The following is a 17,011-nucleotide window of genomic DNA, read 5'->3' on the forward strand; positions in this document are numbered from 1 at the left end:
GTATATAATTATTTTTTTTTTATAAATCATTGATTATTAAAATATTTAAACTTACTCATTGGATGTTTTAAAAAAGTAAACTGATATCATTTTACATTCAAAAATCATCTTTTACCATTTATCATTCATAAAAAAGGTCCGGAAAGAAAATCCGAACCTTTGAAAAAGAATTATATGAAGTAAAATTAAAAGCGTTATTAAAAATTATACCGAACACCCAGCTGCGCCTGGAATCTTGAGGCAAACTGATCTATGGTATAAGGCAAACCAGGTGTTTTAAAGTTGTAGGTAGGATCTCCCGCTGAAGGCTGTCCTGTTGATACATTTCCAACTTTTGTCAACCCGACACTCGCTGTGGAATTGAAGGTATTAGGCACAAAGTACACTTTACCCCAGTCTTTGTTTAACAGATTGGTAAAATTGATGATGCTCAATGAGATCTGAATATTGTTCTTAGACTTCGGACTCAATCTGATTTCATCCATAATTCTGATATCCGCCTGAATATTCCAAGGGGTAACATCACCATTTCTTTCCGTAAACTTCCCTCGTCTGGATTTCAGATAATCATTGCTGTTGACAAAGTTTTCATAATCTGCAATCTGCTGTTGGGCAGTAACCACTACGTTTCCTGCAGCATCTTTTATAGGAACAATATATTTGGAAGCTTCTGTCGCATCTTTAAAGATATAGGCAAGTCCCGCAGCCTGTCCCGTATTGGCAATAGTACTGTTCACAAATCCCCAGGAGAAAGGATTTCCTGATTGTGCATTGAAGTATACGTTGGTATATAACCTGTTGGAATCAGAAATAGTAAAGGTATACCCAAGATTGGCTACCACTCTGTTTTTGATGGCGAAATTAGAAGTGGTCAGCTTCGGATCATTAGGAGTCAGAGACTGGTTCATCTGCCAGTTACTTTCCATGGAGTTTCTGATACCATTGGTAATATCTTTAGCATCACCATAAGTGTATGCCACAAAGAAATTGAATCCGAAGTTATACGACTTTGACAGCTGAGCCGTCAGGTTGTAACGGTATCCTTCTTTAGTGTTGGATAAAAGATAAGCATTAGAGAAATTGCTATTGATATTTGTAGTATAGATCGGCATTTCATGATTCGTATCATAACTGTAATACGTCACGTTGTCTGTCTTGTTCACCTGCTGGAATTTCAGATCATAAAGCACTTTTGTATAAATACCTTCCAAAGTCAGTTTATACCCTGCAAGCGTATAATCGAAAGCTAAGGAACTTCTCCACACTCTTGGCATTTTAAAGTTATTATCAACAAGGTCTACCTGTACTTTTGAGGAATTCTGCCATTTTGGGAAATTAGAACTCATTAAAGGATCTCCGTTAGTCGCAAGTTGTCCTGCAGTAGGAGCATTGTAGTCATAACTTCCAAAACCTACTCCATCATTATAGTAAGCATATCCTAACCAGGCAAACGGAATTCTTCCCACAAAAATTCCAGATCCTCCCCTTAGCACCATAGATCTGTCTTCTGTAAGATCAATATTAAATCCAAGTCTTGGAGAGAAAGTTGGTTTATTCAGATAGTTATTCGTAAGCTGGCTCAGCGGAGTATAATTATAGGTATTTCCATAGTTAGGATCCTGAGGAGAATTATTTACCAATGGGCTCGACTGCGGTTTATTCGGTAAATCTGTATAATCTACTCTTACTCCCGGTGAAAGTCTTACTCTTCCCCAGTTGATTTCATCCTGAAGATATAGGGAAAGCAGATTCACTTTATACTGTGCATAAGGATTATCAAAAAGCGTTTGTCTGCTGTCTCCGTTAAATGGGTAGGTTCCTCTTATCCTTGCAGGTGTGCCATTATAAAAATCGGTCAGATTTTTATAGGAAATTCTTCCGTTCAACGCATTTACAAAACCATAATTGATATTGTACAACTCATTGTGAGTTCCTAATAAGAAAGTATGATTTCCTTTTTTATAGGTAAGATTATCTGTAATTTCAAACGTTTTCTGTTTCATATTGAAAACAGTAGCTTCTCTGTCATTTCCTAACAGAATTGTTCCTCCATTATAAGCAATTTCCACCTGTGGAAACATAGCATTGCCGGAAGTAGGATCTCTATAATCATGAATAGAAGAATATCCTACGACTAAATTGTTGCTCCATTTATCATTAAAGCGGCTTTTTAATTCAAGTGTGGTAGTGGATGCTGTATTTTTCTGAATAAAATCCATACCGGAGAACCTAAAGTTGGCCCCGTCTCTTTCAAGATTGGACGCCTGTGAAAATACTGTATTGTTTTTAATGGATAAAGTATGCTTGTCATTAATCTTCCAATCTAACTTATTGAAAAGTTTAGAACTTTCAGAGAAGTTATTGTATTGATTAAAGCTTCCTACATTGAAACCATATTTATTCCGTACAAAATCTGAAATCTGCTGAGCCACCTGCTCATTGACGAGTGCTCCCGGATCATTGGCATTATAGAATACCGGATCTGTTCTTTTCGTATATTCCAGGTTTGTAAACAGGAATACTTTATCCCTTACAACCGGCAGACCTACTCTTCCACCATAAATAAAATCTTCAAAATCTTTGGGCATTTTAGAGTTATCTCCTACTCTGTTGTTACCGGTGATCGCAGCATTTCTTCCGTAAGCATAGATAGATCCTGTAACATCATTACTCCCGCTTCGTGTTACCGCATTGATACTTCCTCCAAGGAAATTTCCGAGCTTCACATCATACGGAGCGATATAAACCTGTACATCCTGAATGGCATCCAGACTTATAGAATTGGAACGTGTACTGCTTCCAGGCATCCCTGAGCTCCCCGTCTGCCCTCCTAACGAAGGACTAAAGCCAATAGCATCATTATTAATAGAACCATCTATCGTCACATTATTGTATCTGAAATTGGTCCCGTTGAAAGAGTTGTTAGCACTCTGAGGAACCAGTTTCGTAACATCCTGAATTCCACGGTTGATATTCGGAAGACCTGAAATCTGAGCCTGGCTGATTCCCACCCCATATTTTGCAGTGGTCTTTTTAGAAGTAATTTTTACCTCATCAATTGTTTTTTCTTTACTTCCCACATCTACTACAGGTAAGTCATTACTCCCTAAAGAAAGCTGTAGATTCGGGTTTTCATAAATAACCTGTGATCCGTCAGAAATTTCAATTTTATAAGGTCCTCCCGGCTGAAGATTATCCAAACTGAACTGCCCCTTGCTGTTACTTTTCGTTTCAAAGGTACTATTGGTAGGAAGGTGTATTACCTTTACTGTAACTTCGGAAGAAATCCCCTTTAATCTTCCAAAAATTTTAGAACTGGTTTCCTGTGAAAATGCAAACCCAAACGATAACAGAGCAAAAGCACAGATGATTTTTTTCTTCATATTTTATTCGCTATAAACTTGGTGTAAAATTAGATCTAGTAAAAATGAAGTATGGTAACATAGAATTAACATTACGTAACAGAATGTTTAACATTTCCTTAAAAAAAACTTAATAGAAACATAGTGACAGACTTAAAAAAAATCCTATAAAAAATTAAAAATTATTAGGTTTTTCAAGCTTTCCGAGCATATGTAAGAAGATAAAAAATACCATTCGGGTAAGTTATATAACTTTACAAATTTGTAGCAAGACCATCATTTCACATAGCAATTACTTTCCCTGGAAATCATAGAATGCTCTGAGATTTTTGGTTTATATTTGTGTTTATTGTTTAATACCAAAACTACAGATATGAAATTCGGACAAGTAGAAGACCCTTCAAAAATAGATTTCACATTACCTAAAGACCATCCTAAAACCAAGGAAATGCTGGCTCTTAATAAAAAAGGACTGGAAAACATTTCTATCGGATGTGCTAAATGGAACAAAACCGACCTTAAAGGATTTTATCCTAAAGGGACCAAAGATGAGTTGACTTATTATGCCACTCAGTTTAATTCTATTGAACTGAATGCCACTTTCTACGGAATGCCAACTCCTGATCAGGTAAAAACATGGAAAGAAAAAACTCCGGAAAATTTCAAATTTTTCCCCAAGATCACCAATACGGTTTCTCATTTCAGAAGGTTGATTGATGTGACTGATCCGGTGACTCATTTTGCCTCCGCTGTTATGAATTTTGATGAAAAACTGGGAATGGCTTTCCTTCAGCTTCATGATAATTTTAAACCAAAGGACTATGACAGGCTGGAAAAATTTGTAAAGGAATGGCCTAAAGAAGTTCCGTTAGCAATCGAGCTCCGAAATACAGAATGGTTTACCAATGAGGAAATCCTTAATACAACCTGTGAACTTTTTGAAGCTCATCATATCACCAATATCATCGTAGATACTGCCGGAAGAAGAGATATGCTTCATATGCGCCTTACAACTCCCAATGCATTCATCCGATACGTGGGAGCGAATGCCGAAAGTGATTATGAAAGACTGGATGACTGGTTGAAGCATCTTACAAAATGGAAAAAAGAAGGTCTTCAGAATCTTTACTTTTTCGTACATCAGAATATTGAAAAAGCATCTCCTTTATTATCGGCCTATTTTATCAAAAAACTGAATGAAGAATGGAAAACTGATATTCATCTTCCACAAATGGCTACCGAAAGTACAGGGACCCTCTTTTAAATGATATAAAGTTTGCAGCAATTCTTCAAAAAAACAGAATTTATTTCAGTATAAAAAATTAAACAGACCCTATTTTATTTTTTTTCTAAATAGCAGACATCTCCTTTTCATAAAGAAAAATTTCGTATATTAGAGTGTAATGTATTTCACTAAACATTATGCTTTAAAACATAAATCATGGAAAAGGAAATTTGTACAATCAGTATTGCCGGTAACTGGCTTAGTGATGAATATATTTTTTATGAAAATCACACTATAAAAAGAATATATGATCATCACAGTCTAAATTCTAATAAAATTGAATGGGTCACCCCGAAAAAGATTAGTAAACAGAATAAGGACAAAATTATCAGATCCTGTCCTGAAGAATTTAAGGAGCAGGTTATGCAAATTCTGGATTACCCCTAAAGAAACAAAAACGGTAATGAGTATCAAAAACCTCATTACCGTTTATTATTTATTCTTTCTCAGAAGCAGTACCAGATTGAGAAACAGAAGAAGGAAATCCAGTGCAATCCATATCCCCAGTTTTGTATTCTCATAATTGTAAGCATCCACTTGTTTTTTTGCCGCATCAGAAAGCTTCATACTTTGGTTGATGTAGTTCTGTACTTCCACAATCTGATCAATATTTTTGTTGGGTACGGAATGTTGGGAAAAATACACAAGATTTTTCTTTCCGAGATACCCTACAATCCAGTATTCATCGGATTTATCCATTTTCAGGTATTCTACTCTGTAATATTCCGGACGTATTTTCCCAATATGTTTGGGTTCAAGGGTTGTATTTTTATCCGATTTATTTACGTTGATCAGGTAAAAATCCAATGCCTGCGGAAGTTTATTCACTACCTGCAGCCCTACAGAATTGTCCACGAATGCCACAGCACTTTTCTTAATAAACCAGTACGTAAAAACAGAGATTGAAAAAACAACTGTTACAATACGAAACAGCTTCGCCCACTTCGCCATACTTCCTGATTTTATCTTAAATAAGATCAAAGAAAGCACTGATGCCAGAAATATTATAAAAATAATGAGTGTCATATTTTACAAAGATACTTCTTATCTCTATTTTATTTATATTTGCCCTCAAATTTTTAATTCTAACTAACCATGAAAAAAACGCTATCGGTACTACTTTCTTTTTGTATCGTACTCATCTGCGCACAGGTAAAATTCGAAAAAGGCTACATTATCAACAGTAACAATGTCAAAAAAGAGGTACTCATCAAAAACCAGGGATGGGTAAGTACTCCTGACAATTTCGTTTATAAGACAGATGAAAACTCAGCCGAAAACACCGGTACTCCAAATACTATTAAAGAGTTTGGCATCTATAATGAAATTAAATATATCAGTTACAACGGTGATATTGATTATTCATCAGATAATCTTGATGATCTTTCTAACAATAAAGCTCCGGAACTAAAAAAAGGCTTAGTCTTTTTAAAGGAAGTTGTGAAGGGTAATAAAAGTCTTTATTTCTATCAGAAACAAAATTTTGGAAGATATTTTTATTCAGATTCCGATTCTTCTATTCAGCCATTGATCTATAAAAAATATTATTTCAACGGCAGCAGTTCTCAGGTTGCCACCAATGATGATTATATCAATCAGCTGCAAACCATTTTTTCTGATGACAGCAATGCTAAAGCTTTAGCGGCAAAGACAGAATATACCGCAAGCGATCTAAAAAAAGTATTCAGCTTATATAACAGTAAATTTTCAGGACCAGCATCTTCCAACGAACAGTCTTTCTCTGAAAGCAAAAAGAAAGCAAAATTCAATTTAAGCATAAGACCGGGAGCTAATTTCTATTCTCCATTGAAAATCACAGAAACCTACAGTAATGAAGGTTTACCTTCTAAAACAGGGGCAAGAATAGGTCTAGAAGCAGAAATCGTATTACCGTTCAACAAAAACAAATGGTCAGTAGTTCTGGAACCTACCTTCTCTCTTTACAACAATAAAGTAACCATTAAAACGAATGATAATTTATATAATATGCATATGGAGAATTATTCATTCTTCAGTCTTCCGCTAAGCTTAAGACATTATATGTTTATCAATGATGACTCAAAAATCTTTATCAATGCTGGTATTAATGTCCTTTCGATTAAAACCAGCTCATCTGAAACTATTGATTTAGATTATGATGGGACGGTTTTTGACAAATTACAATTATCTCCGTCCCAAAGCTTTAAAAGTGCAGTATTTGGCGTAGGCTTCAACTATAAGAATAAATACAGCATCGAAGCAAGATACAATACAAGTACTAATCTACTGGATGAAAAAAGAAATGCTGCTTCTGCAGACCTTAAATATATTTCCTTAATTATAGGATATAATATTTTCTAATCTACATTCCATTCTTTATAAAACTGGTCGAGGAAATTCAGCATATAATTATGTCTTTCTTCGGCCATTTTTTTGCCTTTCTCAGTATTCATCATATCTTTCAAAAGGAGTAGTTTTTCATAGAAATGATTAATGGTGGTTCCGTTAGATTTTTTATATTCTTCTTTCGACATTCCCAATTTGGGTTCTATATCGGGATGATACATCAGGTTATTCTTAAAACCTCCAAAGTTGAATGTTCTGGCAATTCCTATGGCACCAATTGCATCAATACGGTCTGCATCCTGTACAATTTTAAGCTCGATTGGCGGATCTACAGGTGCCTGATCTCTGTTCTTAAAAGAAATATTTTCAATGACAAATAAAACCTTCTGGATGGTTTCTTCAGAAACATTCTGCTGTTCAAGAAATTCTCTGGATATTTTAGGAGCAATGGTTTCGTCACCATTATGAAATTTAGGATCGGCAATATCATGAAGAAGAGCAGACAATTCTACCACTTCTTTATCACAAACCTCTGTTTCTGCTATTTGGACAGACAGCTTCCAGACTCTTTCAATATGGAACCAGTCGTGTCCTGCTTCTGCTCCTTCTAATTTTTCTTTTACAAATGCTATTGTGTTTTCAATTGTACTTTTCATGTATCTATCAATTCATTTAAAATAATATCCCAGAGTTTGTTGTTGTAACTTCTAAAAAAATTGACATGCCCGATTTCTTTTTTATCAGATTCTGAAACGGTCACCAGTCTGTAGGTGGGTCTTAGATTAGTATAGGTATCATTCAGCAAGCTTAGCACTCCTTTTTCTGTGAGCCAGATATCATCTTCTGCCCGAATCACAAATACTTTCTGCATCAAATTTTTAGAGTAGTCATCAATTTTCTCCAACAGTCTGTTGGTTGATTTCTTGTTTAAAATTAAGGTTCTCCAGTCATATGCGCAATTTTTTGGAAGACTTTCTCCAAGCCCAAACCAATGTGCCGGAAAATATCCTAATAATGAAGTGGTTACCGGCTGAGCAATTCCAAAGCCAAGAAAAGCTTCAATTTTTGTAATTCCTTTAAGGTTTCCTACAAAAGCATTTTGTGTTCCTACAAAAATAAATTCTTCAAACATTTCAGAATCCTGATTCATTCCCAGAATTAATGCTCCTACGGAATGCCCCAGACAATATTTTCTGTAGTCTTTAAAATTCGCCTTGATATATTGGGTTAAAGCTTTGTAATCTTTTGAACCCCACAGCCTCATAGAACCATGAAACCCTTTCATATTTTCTGGTTTGGAAAGTCCTATCCCCCGATAGTCATAGGTAATTACTGTAAATCCCTGTTCAGAAAAATAACTCGCAAAGGAAAAATAGACCTGTTGTTTCACCCCTGTTGCCGAATTGATCAGCAATAGCTTCCCATTGCTTTTTTCCGGTATAAAAAGATGAACAGCCAGGGGAACATGGTCTTCTGTGGTCAGTATTAGTTTTTCCATAGTATAAAAAGAAAAAATCCACTATAAAAGTGGACATTTTACTTATATTTTTATGTTAAGTTTCAAAGTTTTGATATGTCGTAAATAGCTTTAAGAAAAGAAATCTGAGATTCTTGGCAGCCCTGTCTGAGATCCCTTGCCTCCAGAAACTCTTGATGAAACTTCATTTCCGAATTTCACACATTCTTCAATAGAATTCCCATGGCAGAGGGCTATGGCAAATCCTGACGTAAATGCATCTCCCATCCCCATTTTATAAACAGTTTCATCTTTATCATTTCTGTAATATTTCATCTCTGTCCCATCAAAATAAATGGTTGAATTGGTATCATCTCTTACAAAAACTTTATTGAAATATTTCTTAAGGACTTCTTCTCTCTTTTCTTCTCCGAAAATAACATATAATTCATTGCTTTTGGCAATAATAAAATCAACTTTATCCAAGATTTCTTCGCTGACTCTCATTGCAGGAGAAGCATACAATCCTATCTTCTTACCATATTGCTTAGCTTTTTTCACAGTGTGTTCTACGACTTCCATAGAAACCTCCAGCTGCACAAGCACAAGATCCGTGGTATGAAAATATTTTTCCGCTTCATCTATATGTGCTTTACTGAGATGCTTATTCGCAGCCGGCACTACAACAATAGCAGCATGTCCATTAGAGGTCGTTACATAAGCTGTACCTGTAGATTCTTTATCTGTTTCATGAACAAAACCTACATTCACATTTTCGCCCACCAGATTTCTCATAATCTGTTGTCCAAGGGGATCCATTCCCACACATCCTATAAAGTACACACTTGCTCCCAATCTTGCTGTACCTACTGCCTGATTGGCTCCTTTTCCTCCGAAATAGCTATCTGAATTAATAGCCAAAACTGTTTCATTTGGTAAAGGAAGTTTTTCGGTTTCAAGGACAAGGTCAATAGATGAGCTGCCTACAACGATAATTCGGGGCTGTTCTGATAAGAAGTTCATTGTGTTTTATATTGTTCTTTTAAGTTTAATATTTTACAAAAATGGTACCTCAAAAATAATTAAATTTAATTAACTTATTTCAATAAATTCTGTAATTATCTTTACCGGTGATTGATCTTTATCATATGCTATGTAACTGGCATAAAATCCTTCTCCATATCCGGTCTCAAAAGCAAATATAGTTCCCGGGTGTTCTTTTGCAGGTTTTAGAAAAGCATACTGGTCAATAGCTCCTTTTTCATCAAAGAAATAATCATGAAAGAATTCTTCATAGATTCCCATGAAATCTCCCCCTTTATTGTTGTATAGCTTTTGCTCCAATTCATTGAGGCTATTTTGAGTATCAACATCCATGAAGCATCCCATTCCACTTTCTACAGGATATCCAAAAACTTCTTCTTTTGCCAGGTCTTTTATATTCTGTCCTGCTGTGGTTGCCATTTTCCATTCTTTAATTTCAGAATTATTGAATATAATTTCGGCATAGGCCACACAATTACTTTCTCTTTCTTTATGTAACATGACAGAAAAATCTCCTTTAGGAAATTCTGTAGTGAAAGCAAGCATATCATTGGTGATCAATGGATCACAGGTAACCAGCTTTCCACTGGAAAGATAGATCTTTCCTACTGCAAAACTTTCTAATAGCGGACTTTCTACAAAATCTTTCGAGAATAGTTTTTTTATGTTTTCTATATGTGTCATTGTATTTATTCTTTTAAACCATCAGGCTGGATACAATTGTATTCGTGTATCCAGCCTGAGATTTTGACGTATTAACCTATTTTATTAGGTGATTTTTTATAAACTTTCCAGTTTCTCTTCAAGGATAAAAATATCTATTTTTTTACCAACTGCTTGTTTCATCAAATATTTTAAATAATCCTTCTCTATATGGTTGTTTTAGCTGCTTTATTCTGCTTTCCAAAACTTCCCAGCTTTCTTCTGAATATGATTCCAAAACAGCATTCAATTCCTCTTTATTATTATTAACATAGTCTACAGGAACTGGAAAAAAGTCATTCCAATGGGGTGTTTCTTCAGAATTTTCATAAAGAGCAACTGTTCCTATCCTATCATTGAGTTTACCTTTTCCTTTATAAGGCAAAACCTTTATGACAGGAAAGTTACCTCCAAAACCTTTGGATAAATTGGTGGTGACAGCAATCATCTTAGGTTTTTCAGAAATCACTACTGCTCCGTTAGAATCTCCATGTTTAAAATGTTCTTTTTGTCTTCTCCAATAAAAAATATTTACCAGTAAAAGAATAATAAAAGCAAATCCTCCCCAGAGCCATGAAACATCCCATGCAAAAGCTAATGAAAACAATAAAGCAATTAACAAATAAATAGGTTTATAGATGTATTTTATCAATACAAATGGCATTACTCTAACTCTTCCAGGGTTTGAAGCAACCGTTCTACTATCTAATGTTAAAATATCCCTATTGTCTTCCATATCTTAAGGATTACTAAATATTTTACAAACTTTTCAGTTTCTCTTCAAGGATCGCGATCTTATCCTGAGCATCTTTTTGTTTTTGACGCTCAATTTCTACAATTTCCGGCTTCGCATTGGCAACAAACTTTTCATTGGAAAGCTTTTTATCCACCGAAATTAAGAATCCTTTTAAATATTTCAATTCTTCTTCAGTTTTCACCTTTTCTTCTCCTAAATCTAAGTTTTCACTTAAAGGAATAGAAACTTCAGTGGCTCCAACCAGGAAGGTAAAACTTGGTTTATCTGTTTTCTGTCCAAAATGGATTTCAGAAACATTAGCCAGCTTTCTTATTACTGCTTCATTGGCAAATTCAGAAGCATTGGTATATACTTCAGCAGCTTCTCTTGGTGAAATTCCTTTTGTCTGACGGTAATTTCTAACTCCGGAAATCAATTCTGCTGCGGTTTCAAAGTTTTTAATAATTGCTTCATCAAATGCACCTGCTTCTTTCTGCTGAGCAACAACTAAAGCTTGATCCATACTTCTTTCAGAAATAGTCTGCCATAGCTCTTCCGTTAAGAAAGGCATGAAAGGATGAAGCAGCTTCATCAATTCTTCAAAGAAATATATTGTCTTATGATACACTTCTTTAGAAATTCCTTCTCCATAGTTTGGCTTAATCGCTTCAAGATACCAACCACAAAAATCATCCCAAATTAATTTATAGATCAAATGAAGGGCATCAGAAATTCTGAATTTCTCAAACTGATCATTAATTTCAACAATTGTTTTATTAAGCTTGTTTTCAAACCATTCGATAGCCTGATGATCTGTAGCAATTGCCGGTTTATCTTCATGATTCCACATGTTGATCAAACGGAATGCATTCCAGATCTTCGTCATGAAGTTTCTTCCCTGAAGCATCAAATCTTCATCAAAAAGAAGGTCATTTCCTGCTGCAGAGCTCAATAGAATTCCTACACGAACTCCATCTGCTCCATATTTATCCATTAGTTCAATCGGGTCAGGAGAATTTCCTAAAGATTTTGACATCTTCCTTCTCTGCTTATCTCTTACAATTCCTGTAAAATAAACATTCTTGAACGGAACTTCTTTTCTGTACTCCAATCCGGCCATGATCATTCTGGCTACCCAGAAGAAAATAATATCCGGACCGGTAACAAGGTCAGACGTTGGATAATAATAGTTGATGTCTTTATTTTCAGGATCAAGTAACCCCTCAAATACAGACATTGGCCATAACCATGCTGAGAACCATGTATCTAATGCATCATTATCCTGTCTAAGATTTTCTACCGTAAGATCAGCATTTCCTGTTTTTTGTTTCGCCAGCTCTAAAGCATCTTCTTTCGTTTCAGCTACTACAAAATCTTCGTCTCCTTCTCCATAGTAATACGCAGGAATTTGCTGTCCCCACCAAAGCTGACGGGAGATATTCCAGTCACGGATGTTTTCCATCCAGTACTTGTAGGTATTTTTAAACTTTTCAGGATAGAATTTTACTTCATCATCCATTACTACGTCCAAAGCCGGTTTAGCCATTTCAGACATTTTAAGGAACCACTGTACTGAAATTTTAGGCTCAATAACAGCACCTGTTCTTTCAGAAGTTCCTACTTTATTTACATAATCTTCAGCTTTAAGCAAAAGATCTTTTTCTTCTAATTCTTTAGCGATTTGTTTTCTTACGTCAAATCTGTTTTTCCCCGCATAATGTAAACCATGCTCATTAAGATTACCATCATCATCCAGCGCATCAATCATCTTTAACTGATGTTTCTGCCCGATTTCGTAGTCATTGATATCGTGTGCAGGAGTAATTTTCAAAGCTCCTGTTCCGAACTCAATATCAACATATTCATCCTCAATAATCGGGATTACTCTGTCAACGATCGGTACGATTACATTCTTACCTCTCAAATGAGCATATCTTTCATCATTAGGATTGATACATACAGCTGTATCCCCAAAAATAGTTTCCGGACGCGTCGTTGCAACCGAAATAAATTCTTCAGATCCTTCGATTTTATATTTAAGGAAATATAATTTTCCGTTTTGTTCTTTAAATATTACTTCTTCGTCCGAGATATTGGTTTTCGCTTCCGGATCCCAGTTTACCATTCTGTAGCCTCTGTAGATCAAACCTTTATTGTATAGATCTACAAAACTTTTGATAACCTGCTGCGAAAGTTTATCTTCTAAAGTGAAACGGGTTCTGTCCCAATCACATGAACATCCCAGCTTTTTCAGCTGCTCAAGGATTGTTCCTCCATATTTATTGGTCCAGTCCCAGGCATGGGTTAAAAATTCTTCACGGGTAATATCCGACTTATTGATTCCTTCAGACTTCAATTTAGCAACAACTTTTGCTTCAGTGGCAATTGAAGCGTGATCTGTTCCCGGAATCCAACAGGCATTAAATCCGCGCATTCTTGCACGACGGACCAGAACATCTTGAAGGGTATTATTCAACATATGCCCCATGTGTAATATCCCCGTAACGTTTGGCGGAGGAATTACCACTGTATAAGGTGGCTTGTCATTAGGCTCTGAGTGGAAATACTTATTTTCCAGCCAGTAGCTGTACCATTTCTGTTCTGTTTCCTGTGGATTGTACTTTTCTGAAATCTGCATAAATTCTATTTCTTTGGCTTGCAATTTGCAAAAATAGTCTAAAGAAAAAAATTTTTAAGCATGAATTAAAATAATTTTTAACTTTGTTTCGCAAAATTTATCTAACAAACGTATTAACATTCAAGAATATGAAAAAACTAATTGCAGGAATTGCATTATTCGGGACATTTGCTCTAGCATCTGCACAAACAATTACATTTGATAAAACGACTTTCGATTATGGTACTCTTAAGCCTAACGCTGACGGTACAAGATTTTTTACAGTAACGAATTCTGGTGACAAACCATTGATTCTTTCAAATGTAAAGCCTTCTTGTGGATGTACAACTCCTGAATTCAGCCAAGATCCTATTATGCCGGGTAAATCTGCTAAGATCAAGGTTGGATACAACACTGCTATCCCTGGCCCTTTCAACAAAATGATTGAGGTTTTCTCTAACGACCCTGCAAATAACAGAAGTGTAATTTACATTAAAGGTAACGTAGACGCTAACGCTCCTGAGCCAAAAGTATTGACTCCTGCTGAGCAGAAAGAAGCTGCAAAAGCTGAGAAAAAAGCTGCAAAACTAGCTAAAAAGGCTGCTGCAAATTAATCTCTACTCAAAAAATAAAAAAACCGTCTCAATAGAGGCGGTTTTTTTATTACATTTATGTTTCATTAGGTAGCAGGTGGTAGGAAATAGACAGCAGATGTCAGAATACACTGATTAAGTTTTGGCTAAAGCTCTATGAATATTTATATATTTCTAAGGCGGGCTAAAGCCTATCCCTATTGAATTGAATAACTACATTTTTTTAATTTTTAATCTTAAAAATATATGGACACCAATTTCTCAGATGACTTTAAGGTAAACGGAAAATTTTCCATTAAAAAAACATCAACCTCATATAAAGGAAAACTCACCAAAGAAGAAGGGGGACAAATGCTTATTCAGGAGAAAGAAAAGCTTCGTGAGCTGCAGGAAAAATTATATGCAGACGGAAGCCAGTCTCTTCTGGTTGTATTACAGGCTATGGATGCAGCGGGAAAAGACAGTATGATAGAGCATGTTTTCGGAGGGGTAAATCCACAAGGATGTAATGTGACCAGCTTTAAAACACCAAGTTCTAAAGAATATTCCCATGATTTTTTATGGAGACATTATCTCGCATTGCCTCAGAAAGGAATGATTGGAATTTTCAACCGTTCCCATTATGAGAGTGTTTTGGTCTGCAAAGTACATCCTGAATATAATTTAAGTGAAAAAACATGGTCTTCTGTAAAAGACTTTGATAATAAGTTCTGGGAAAACAGATATGAAAGTATCCGGAATTTTGAAAAACACCTTTCACAGAATGGAACAACTGTTGTAAAAATCTTTTTAAATGTTTCTAAAGACGAGCAGAAGAAAAGACTTCTGGACAGAATCAATGAACAGGAAAAAAACTGGAAATTCTCCGCAGCTGATCTTCCGGAAAGAGCATTATTTGATCACTATATGGAAGCCTATGAAACCGCGATCAATGAGACATCCAAGGATCATGCCCCATGGTATGTACTTCCTGCTGACAATAAGTGGTTTGCAAGAGTTGCTGCTATACAGATCATCATTGATACCCTTGAAAAAATGAATCTTAAATACCCTACCGTTTCTGATAAAGACCAACAGGAATTACTGGAAGCAAAAAAACAATTGGAAAGCGAATAGTTCAAAGAAAAAATAAAGAATGGAAGTTTGAAGAAAAAAGTTTATTTTAACTTCAAGCTTCTGTTTTCTTTGAGTCAAAAAATCACGAGAAAATCTATAAGCCGGATTCTGTACTTCCGAAGAAGTGCCTGTTATTTATCTACGCCTTACATTGCTGCAAGACTTGAGCTGATTACCCCTCGGTTTTCAGGACGAGCCGCCCCTATTTCCATTACTGAAAAGAACCGATATACTTACCATTGCACCGCAAAGAGTTTACCTGGTTTCACTACAGCCGAACTGTACTTGCTTTCTGTTGCACTTGTCCTACCCTCACGGGTGACGGATGTTATCCGCTTTGCTGCTCTATGGTGTCCGGACTTTCCTACCTCCTGCAAAACAGGAAATCAACAAGCCGATTTTCTCGCGGAGGCAAAGATACATAAATTCTGTGGTAAAAAGGTGAATAGCTAAAGGAAGCTAAGAACACGGAGAGCAGAATTTCACTCATTCTTCATTTTTTTTAATTTTATCTTTTCACGATTTTGAATTATAATTTTCAACAATTACCACTTTATTATTATCTTCGTGCCATTATATATCTATGGATTCCAGAGAAAAAGAATTTGCGCAGCTTATCAAGGATAATCAGGGACTGATTATTAAAGTATCGCGTCTGTACACCAATTCTCTGGAGGATGAAGAGGATCTTTTTCAGGAAATCGTGTTACAGCTCTGGAGAAGTTATGATTCCTTTAAAGGAAATTCCAAAATTTCCACATGGATGTACCGTGTAGCGCTTAATACAGCCATTACCCTCTTTAGAAAAAAAAGCAAAAGTCTGCCTACCAACGAACTGGACATCAACTACAAAGATTTTGTGGAAGATGATGATGAAAAACAGCAACAGGTATCACTTTTGTATACTGTAATCAAGACTCTCCCTAATGTGGAAAGAGCTATTGTCACGATGTATCTTGACGATCTGCCTTACAAAGATATTGCAGAAAACCTCGGAATCACTGAAGTCAATGCACGCGTGAAAATGAACAGATTAAAGAAAACCCTTAAAGAACAGATGGAAAAATATGCCTGAATTTGATTTAGATAGCTTTAAGAAAACCTGGCAGGAACAAGCTGTTCAGCCTAAATATGACAACAAGGAAATCCTCCAGATGTTGAATAGAAAGTCACGCAACTACATCAAGTATATTTTCTGGATCAGCGTTGTAGAATTCCTCTTCTTTTCTGTACTGGGTCTGTTTTACTTTTTTCAGGAAGAGGAATCAGAAAGTTTCCGTAAAATGTTGGAAAGACTGGGAGCACAGGAAGCACCTGAAGTAGAAAACAACTTCGGTCATGTTTATTTGGCGATAAAAGTTTTAAGCTTGTTGATCACAGCTTATTTTGTTCTAAAATTTTATCAGAATTACCGTAGAATAAAGATTGAGGAAAACCTCAAGGGACTTATCACCCGAATTATTAAGTTCAAAACAACCGTCAATGCATTTATCCTCATCAGTATTGTACTCTTGATTGCATTTACCTTTGTATTGTCGGCTTTCATCTTCTATACATTGAATTCTCAGAATATACAGCCTACCAGCTCTAATCTTACCATTATTATCGTAGGCATAGTAGTGAGTACCTTATTGGCTATATCCATGATCTGGTTGTATTACCGACTTGTATATGGTACTATTATTAAAAAGCTTGACAAAAATTTAAAACAACTTAAAGAGATAGATTCTCAGGAAAGTTAATATTCATAGGCATAGTTCGGGATATAATTATTA

15 protein-coding genes and 1 other RNA gene are annotated in these 17,011 nt (G+C 35.6%); 7 read left to right on the forward strand and 9 right to left on the reverse strand.

What is annotated here, in order from left to right; translation table 11 throughout:
- Window positions 1–197: 197 nt before the first annotated feature.
- The gene (locus DBR39_RS15010; protein WP_124534418.1) at window positions 198–3,383 is read right to left on the reverse strand and encodes a TonB-dependent receptor; all 3,186 of its coding nucleotides are present in this window, start codon (window positions 3,381–3,383) and stop codon (window positions 198–200) included.
- A gap of 352 nt (window positions 3,384–3,735) precedes the next feature.
- Between DBR39_RS15010 and DBR39_RS15015 the strand changes: the two genes are divergently transcribed.
- Together DBR39_RS15015 and DBR39_RS15020 are read left to right on the forward strand one after the other, a co-directional pair.
- Window positions 3,736–4,626 (forward strand): DUF72 domain-containing protein, encoded by an 891-nt coding sequence (locus tag DBR39_RS15015; RefSeq protein ID WP_124534420.1) that lies wholly within the window; start codon window positions 3,736–3,738, stop codon window positions 4,624–4,626.
- Between the two features lie 177 nt (window positions 4,627–4,803).
- The gene (locus tag DBR39_RS15020; protein ID WP_124534422.1) at window positions 4,804–5,034 is read left to right on the forward strand and encodes a hypothetical protein; all 231 of its coding nucleotides are present in this window, start codon (window positions 4,804–4,806) and stop codon (window positions 5,032–5,034) included.
- A gap of 45 nt (window positions 5,035–5,079) precedes the next feature.
- Here the strand turns inward: DBR39_RS15020 and DBR39_RS15025 are convergent, their stop codons facing one another.
- Window positions 5,080–5,673 carry a hypothetical protein gene (locus tag DBR39_RS15025; protein ID WP_124534424.1) on the reverse strand — a complete coding sequence of 198 codons (594 nt, stop codon included), beginning with the start codon at window positions 5,671–5,673 and terminating at the stop codon, window positions 5,080–5,082.
- Window positions 5,674–5,742: 69 nt separating this feature from the next.
- Between DBR39_RS15025 and DBR39_RS15030 the strand changes: the two genes are divergently transcribed.
- Entirely contained in the window at window positions 5,743–6,987 is a 1,245-nt protein-coding gene (locus DBR39_RS15030; protein ID WP_124534426.1) for a PorT family protein, read from the forward strand.
- Here the strand turns inward: DBR39_RS15030 and DBR39_RS15035 are convergent.
- From DBR39_RS15035 to DBR39_RS15060, 6 genes are all read right to left on the reverse strand, one after another.
- A complete protein-coding gene (locus DBR39_RS15035; protein WP_124534427.1) occupies window positions 6,984–7,628 on the reverse strand; it encodes an HD domain-containing protein in 645 nt (214 codons plus the stop codon). The two genes, DBR39_RS15030 and DBR39_RS15035, sit on opposite strands and share 4 nt — an antisense overlap.
- A complete protein-coding gene (locus tag DBR39_RS15040; RefSeq protein ID WP_124534429.1) occupies window positions 7,625–8,470 on the reverse strand; it encodes an alpha/beta fold hydrolase in 846 nt (281 codons plus the stop codon). The genes DBR39_RS15035 and DBR39_RS15040 overlap by 4 nt, the downstream gene beginning before the upstream one ends.
- Window positions 8,471–8,560: 90 nt before the next feature.
- Window positions 8,561–9,451 (reverse strand): ribokinase, encoded by an 891-nt coding sequence (locus DBR39_RS15045; protein WP_124534431.1) that lies wholly within the window; start codon window positions 9,449–9,451, stop codon window positions 8,561–8,563.
- A gap of 69 nt (window positions 9,452–9,520) precedes the next feature.
- A complete protein-coding gene (locus tag DBR39_RS15050; RefSeq protein WP_124534433.1) occupies window positions 9,521–10,156 on the reverse strand; it encodes a DUF4241 domain-containing protein in 636 nt (211 codons plus the stop codon).
- Between the two features lie 142 nt (window positions 10,157–10,298).
- Window positions 10,299–10,910 (reverse strand): DUF3239 domain-containing protein, encoded by a 612-nt coding sequence (locus DBR39_RS15055; RefSeq protein WP_124534435.1) that lies wholly within the window; start codon window positions 10,908–10,910, stop codon window positions 10,299–10,301.
- Window positions 10,911–10,932: 22 nt separating this feature from the next.
- Window positions 10,933–13,548, reverse strand: a complete 2,616-nt coding sequence (locus DBR39_RS15060; RefSeq protein ID WP_124534437.1) for a valine--tRNA ligase — start codon at window positions 13,546–13,548, stop codon at window positions 10,933–10,935.
- 128 nt (window positions 13,549–13,676) lie between these two features.
- Between DBR39_RS15060 and DBR39_RS15065 the strand changes: the two genes are divergently transcribed.
- Window positions 13,677–14,141 (forward strand): DUF1573 domain-containing protein, encoded by a 465-nt coding sequence (locus DBR39_RS15065; protein ID WP_124534439.1) that lies wholly within the window; start codon window positions 13,677–13,679, stop codon window positions 14,139–14,141.
- A gap of 225 nt (window positions 14,142–14,366) precedes the next feature.
- Complete coding sequence (locus DBR39_RS15070; protein ID WP_124534441.1) at window positions 14,367–15,236, forward strand: polyphosphate kinase 2 family protein; 870 nt, start codon at window positions 14,367–14,369, stop codon at window positions 15,234–15,236.
- Window positions 15,237–15,317: 81 nt separating this feature from the next.
- Here DBR39_RS15070 and rnpB read toward each other — a convergent pair.
- An RNA gene (gene rnpB / locus DBR39_RS15075) (RNase P RNA component class A) lies at window positions 15,318–15,642 on the reverse strand.
- A 177-nt stretch (window positions 15,643–15,819) separates the two neighbouring features.
- Between rnpB and DBR39_RS15080 the strand changes: the two genes are divergently transcribed.
- Window positions 15,820–16,311: an RNA polymerase sigma factor gene (locus tag DBR39_RS15080; RefSeq protein WP_124534443.1), complete on the forward strand. Its 492-nt coding sequence runs from the start codon at window positions 15,820–15,822 to the stop codon at window positions 16,309–16,311.
- On the forward strand, window positions 16,304–16,978 hold the full coding sequence (locus DBR39_RS15085) for a beta-carotene 15,15'-monooxygenase (protein WP_124534445.1): 675 nt from the start codon (window positions 16,304–16,306) through the stop codon (window positions 16,976–16,978). The genes DBR39_RS15080 and DBR39_RS15085 overlap by 8 nt, the downstream gene beginning before the upstream one ends.
- Window positions 16,979–17,011 lie beyond the last annotated feature (33 nt).

The organism is Chryseobacterium sp. KBW03 (assembly GCF_003852415.1).
Taxonomy (GTDB): domain Bacteria; phylum Bacteroidota; class Bacteroidia; order Flavobacteriales; family Weeksellaceae; genus Chryseobacterium; species Chryseobacterium viscerum.

Coding starts and splice junctions, on each gene's coding strand:
- DBR39_RS15085 (WP_124534445.1), top strand. CDS start 16,304: ATGCCTGAATTTGATTTAGATAGCTTTAAGAAAACCTGGCAGGAACAA.
- DBR39_RS15020 (WP_124534422.1), top strand. CDS start 4,804: ATGGAAAAGGAAATTTGTACAATCAGTATTGCCGGTAACTGGCTTAGT.
- DBR39_RS15030 (WP_124534426.1), top strand. CDS start 5,743: ATGAAAAAAACGCTATCGGTACTACTTTCTTTTTGTATCGTACTCATC.
- DBR39_RS15050 (WP_124534433.1), bottom strand. CDS start 10,156: ATGACACATATAGAAAACATAAAAAAACTATTCTCGAAAGATTTTGTA.
- DBR39_RS15055 (WP_124534435.1), bottom strand. CDS start 10,910: ATGGAAGACAATAGGGATATTTTAACATTAGATAGTAGAACGGTTGCT.
- DBR39_RS15080 (WP_124534443.1), top strand. CDS start 15,820: ATGGATTCCAGAGAAAAAGAATTTGCGCAGCTTATCAAGGATAATCAG.
- DBR39_RS15045 (WP_124534431.1), bottom strand. CDS start 9,451: ATGAACTTCTTATCAGAACAGCCCCGAATTATCGTTGTAGGCAGCTCA.
- DBR39_RS15070 (WP_124534441.1), top strand. CDS start 14,367: ATGGACACCAATTTCTCAGATGACTTTAAGGTAAACGGAAAATTTTCC.
- DBR39_RS15010 (WP_124534418.1), bottom strand. CDS start 3,383: ATGAAGAAAAAAATCATCTGTGCTTTTGCTCTGTTATCGTTTGGGTTT.
- DBR39_RS15015 (WP_124534420.1), top strand. CDS start 3,736: ATGAAATTCGGACAAGTAGAAGACCCTTCAAAAATAGATTTCACATTA.
- DBR39_RS15060 (WP_124534437.1), bottom strand. CDS start 13,548: ATGCAGATTTCAGAAAAGTACAATCCACAGGAAACAGAACAGAAATGG.
- DBR39_RS15065 (WP_124534439.1), top strand. CDS start 13,677: ATGAAAAAACTAATTGCAGGAATTGCATTATTCGGGACATTTGCTCTA.
- DBR39_RS15035 (WP_124534427.1), bottom strand. CDS start 7,628: ATGAAAAGTACAATTGAAAACACAATAGCATTTGTAAAAGAAAAATTA.
- DBR39_RS15025 (WP_124534424.1), bottom strand. CDS start 5,673: ATGACACTCATTATTTTTATAATATTTCTGGCATCAGTGCTTTCTTTG.
- DBR39_RS15040 (WP_124534429.1), bottom strand. CDS start 8,470: ATGGAAAAACTAATACTGACCACAGAAGACCATGTTCCCCTGGCTGTT.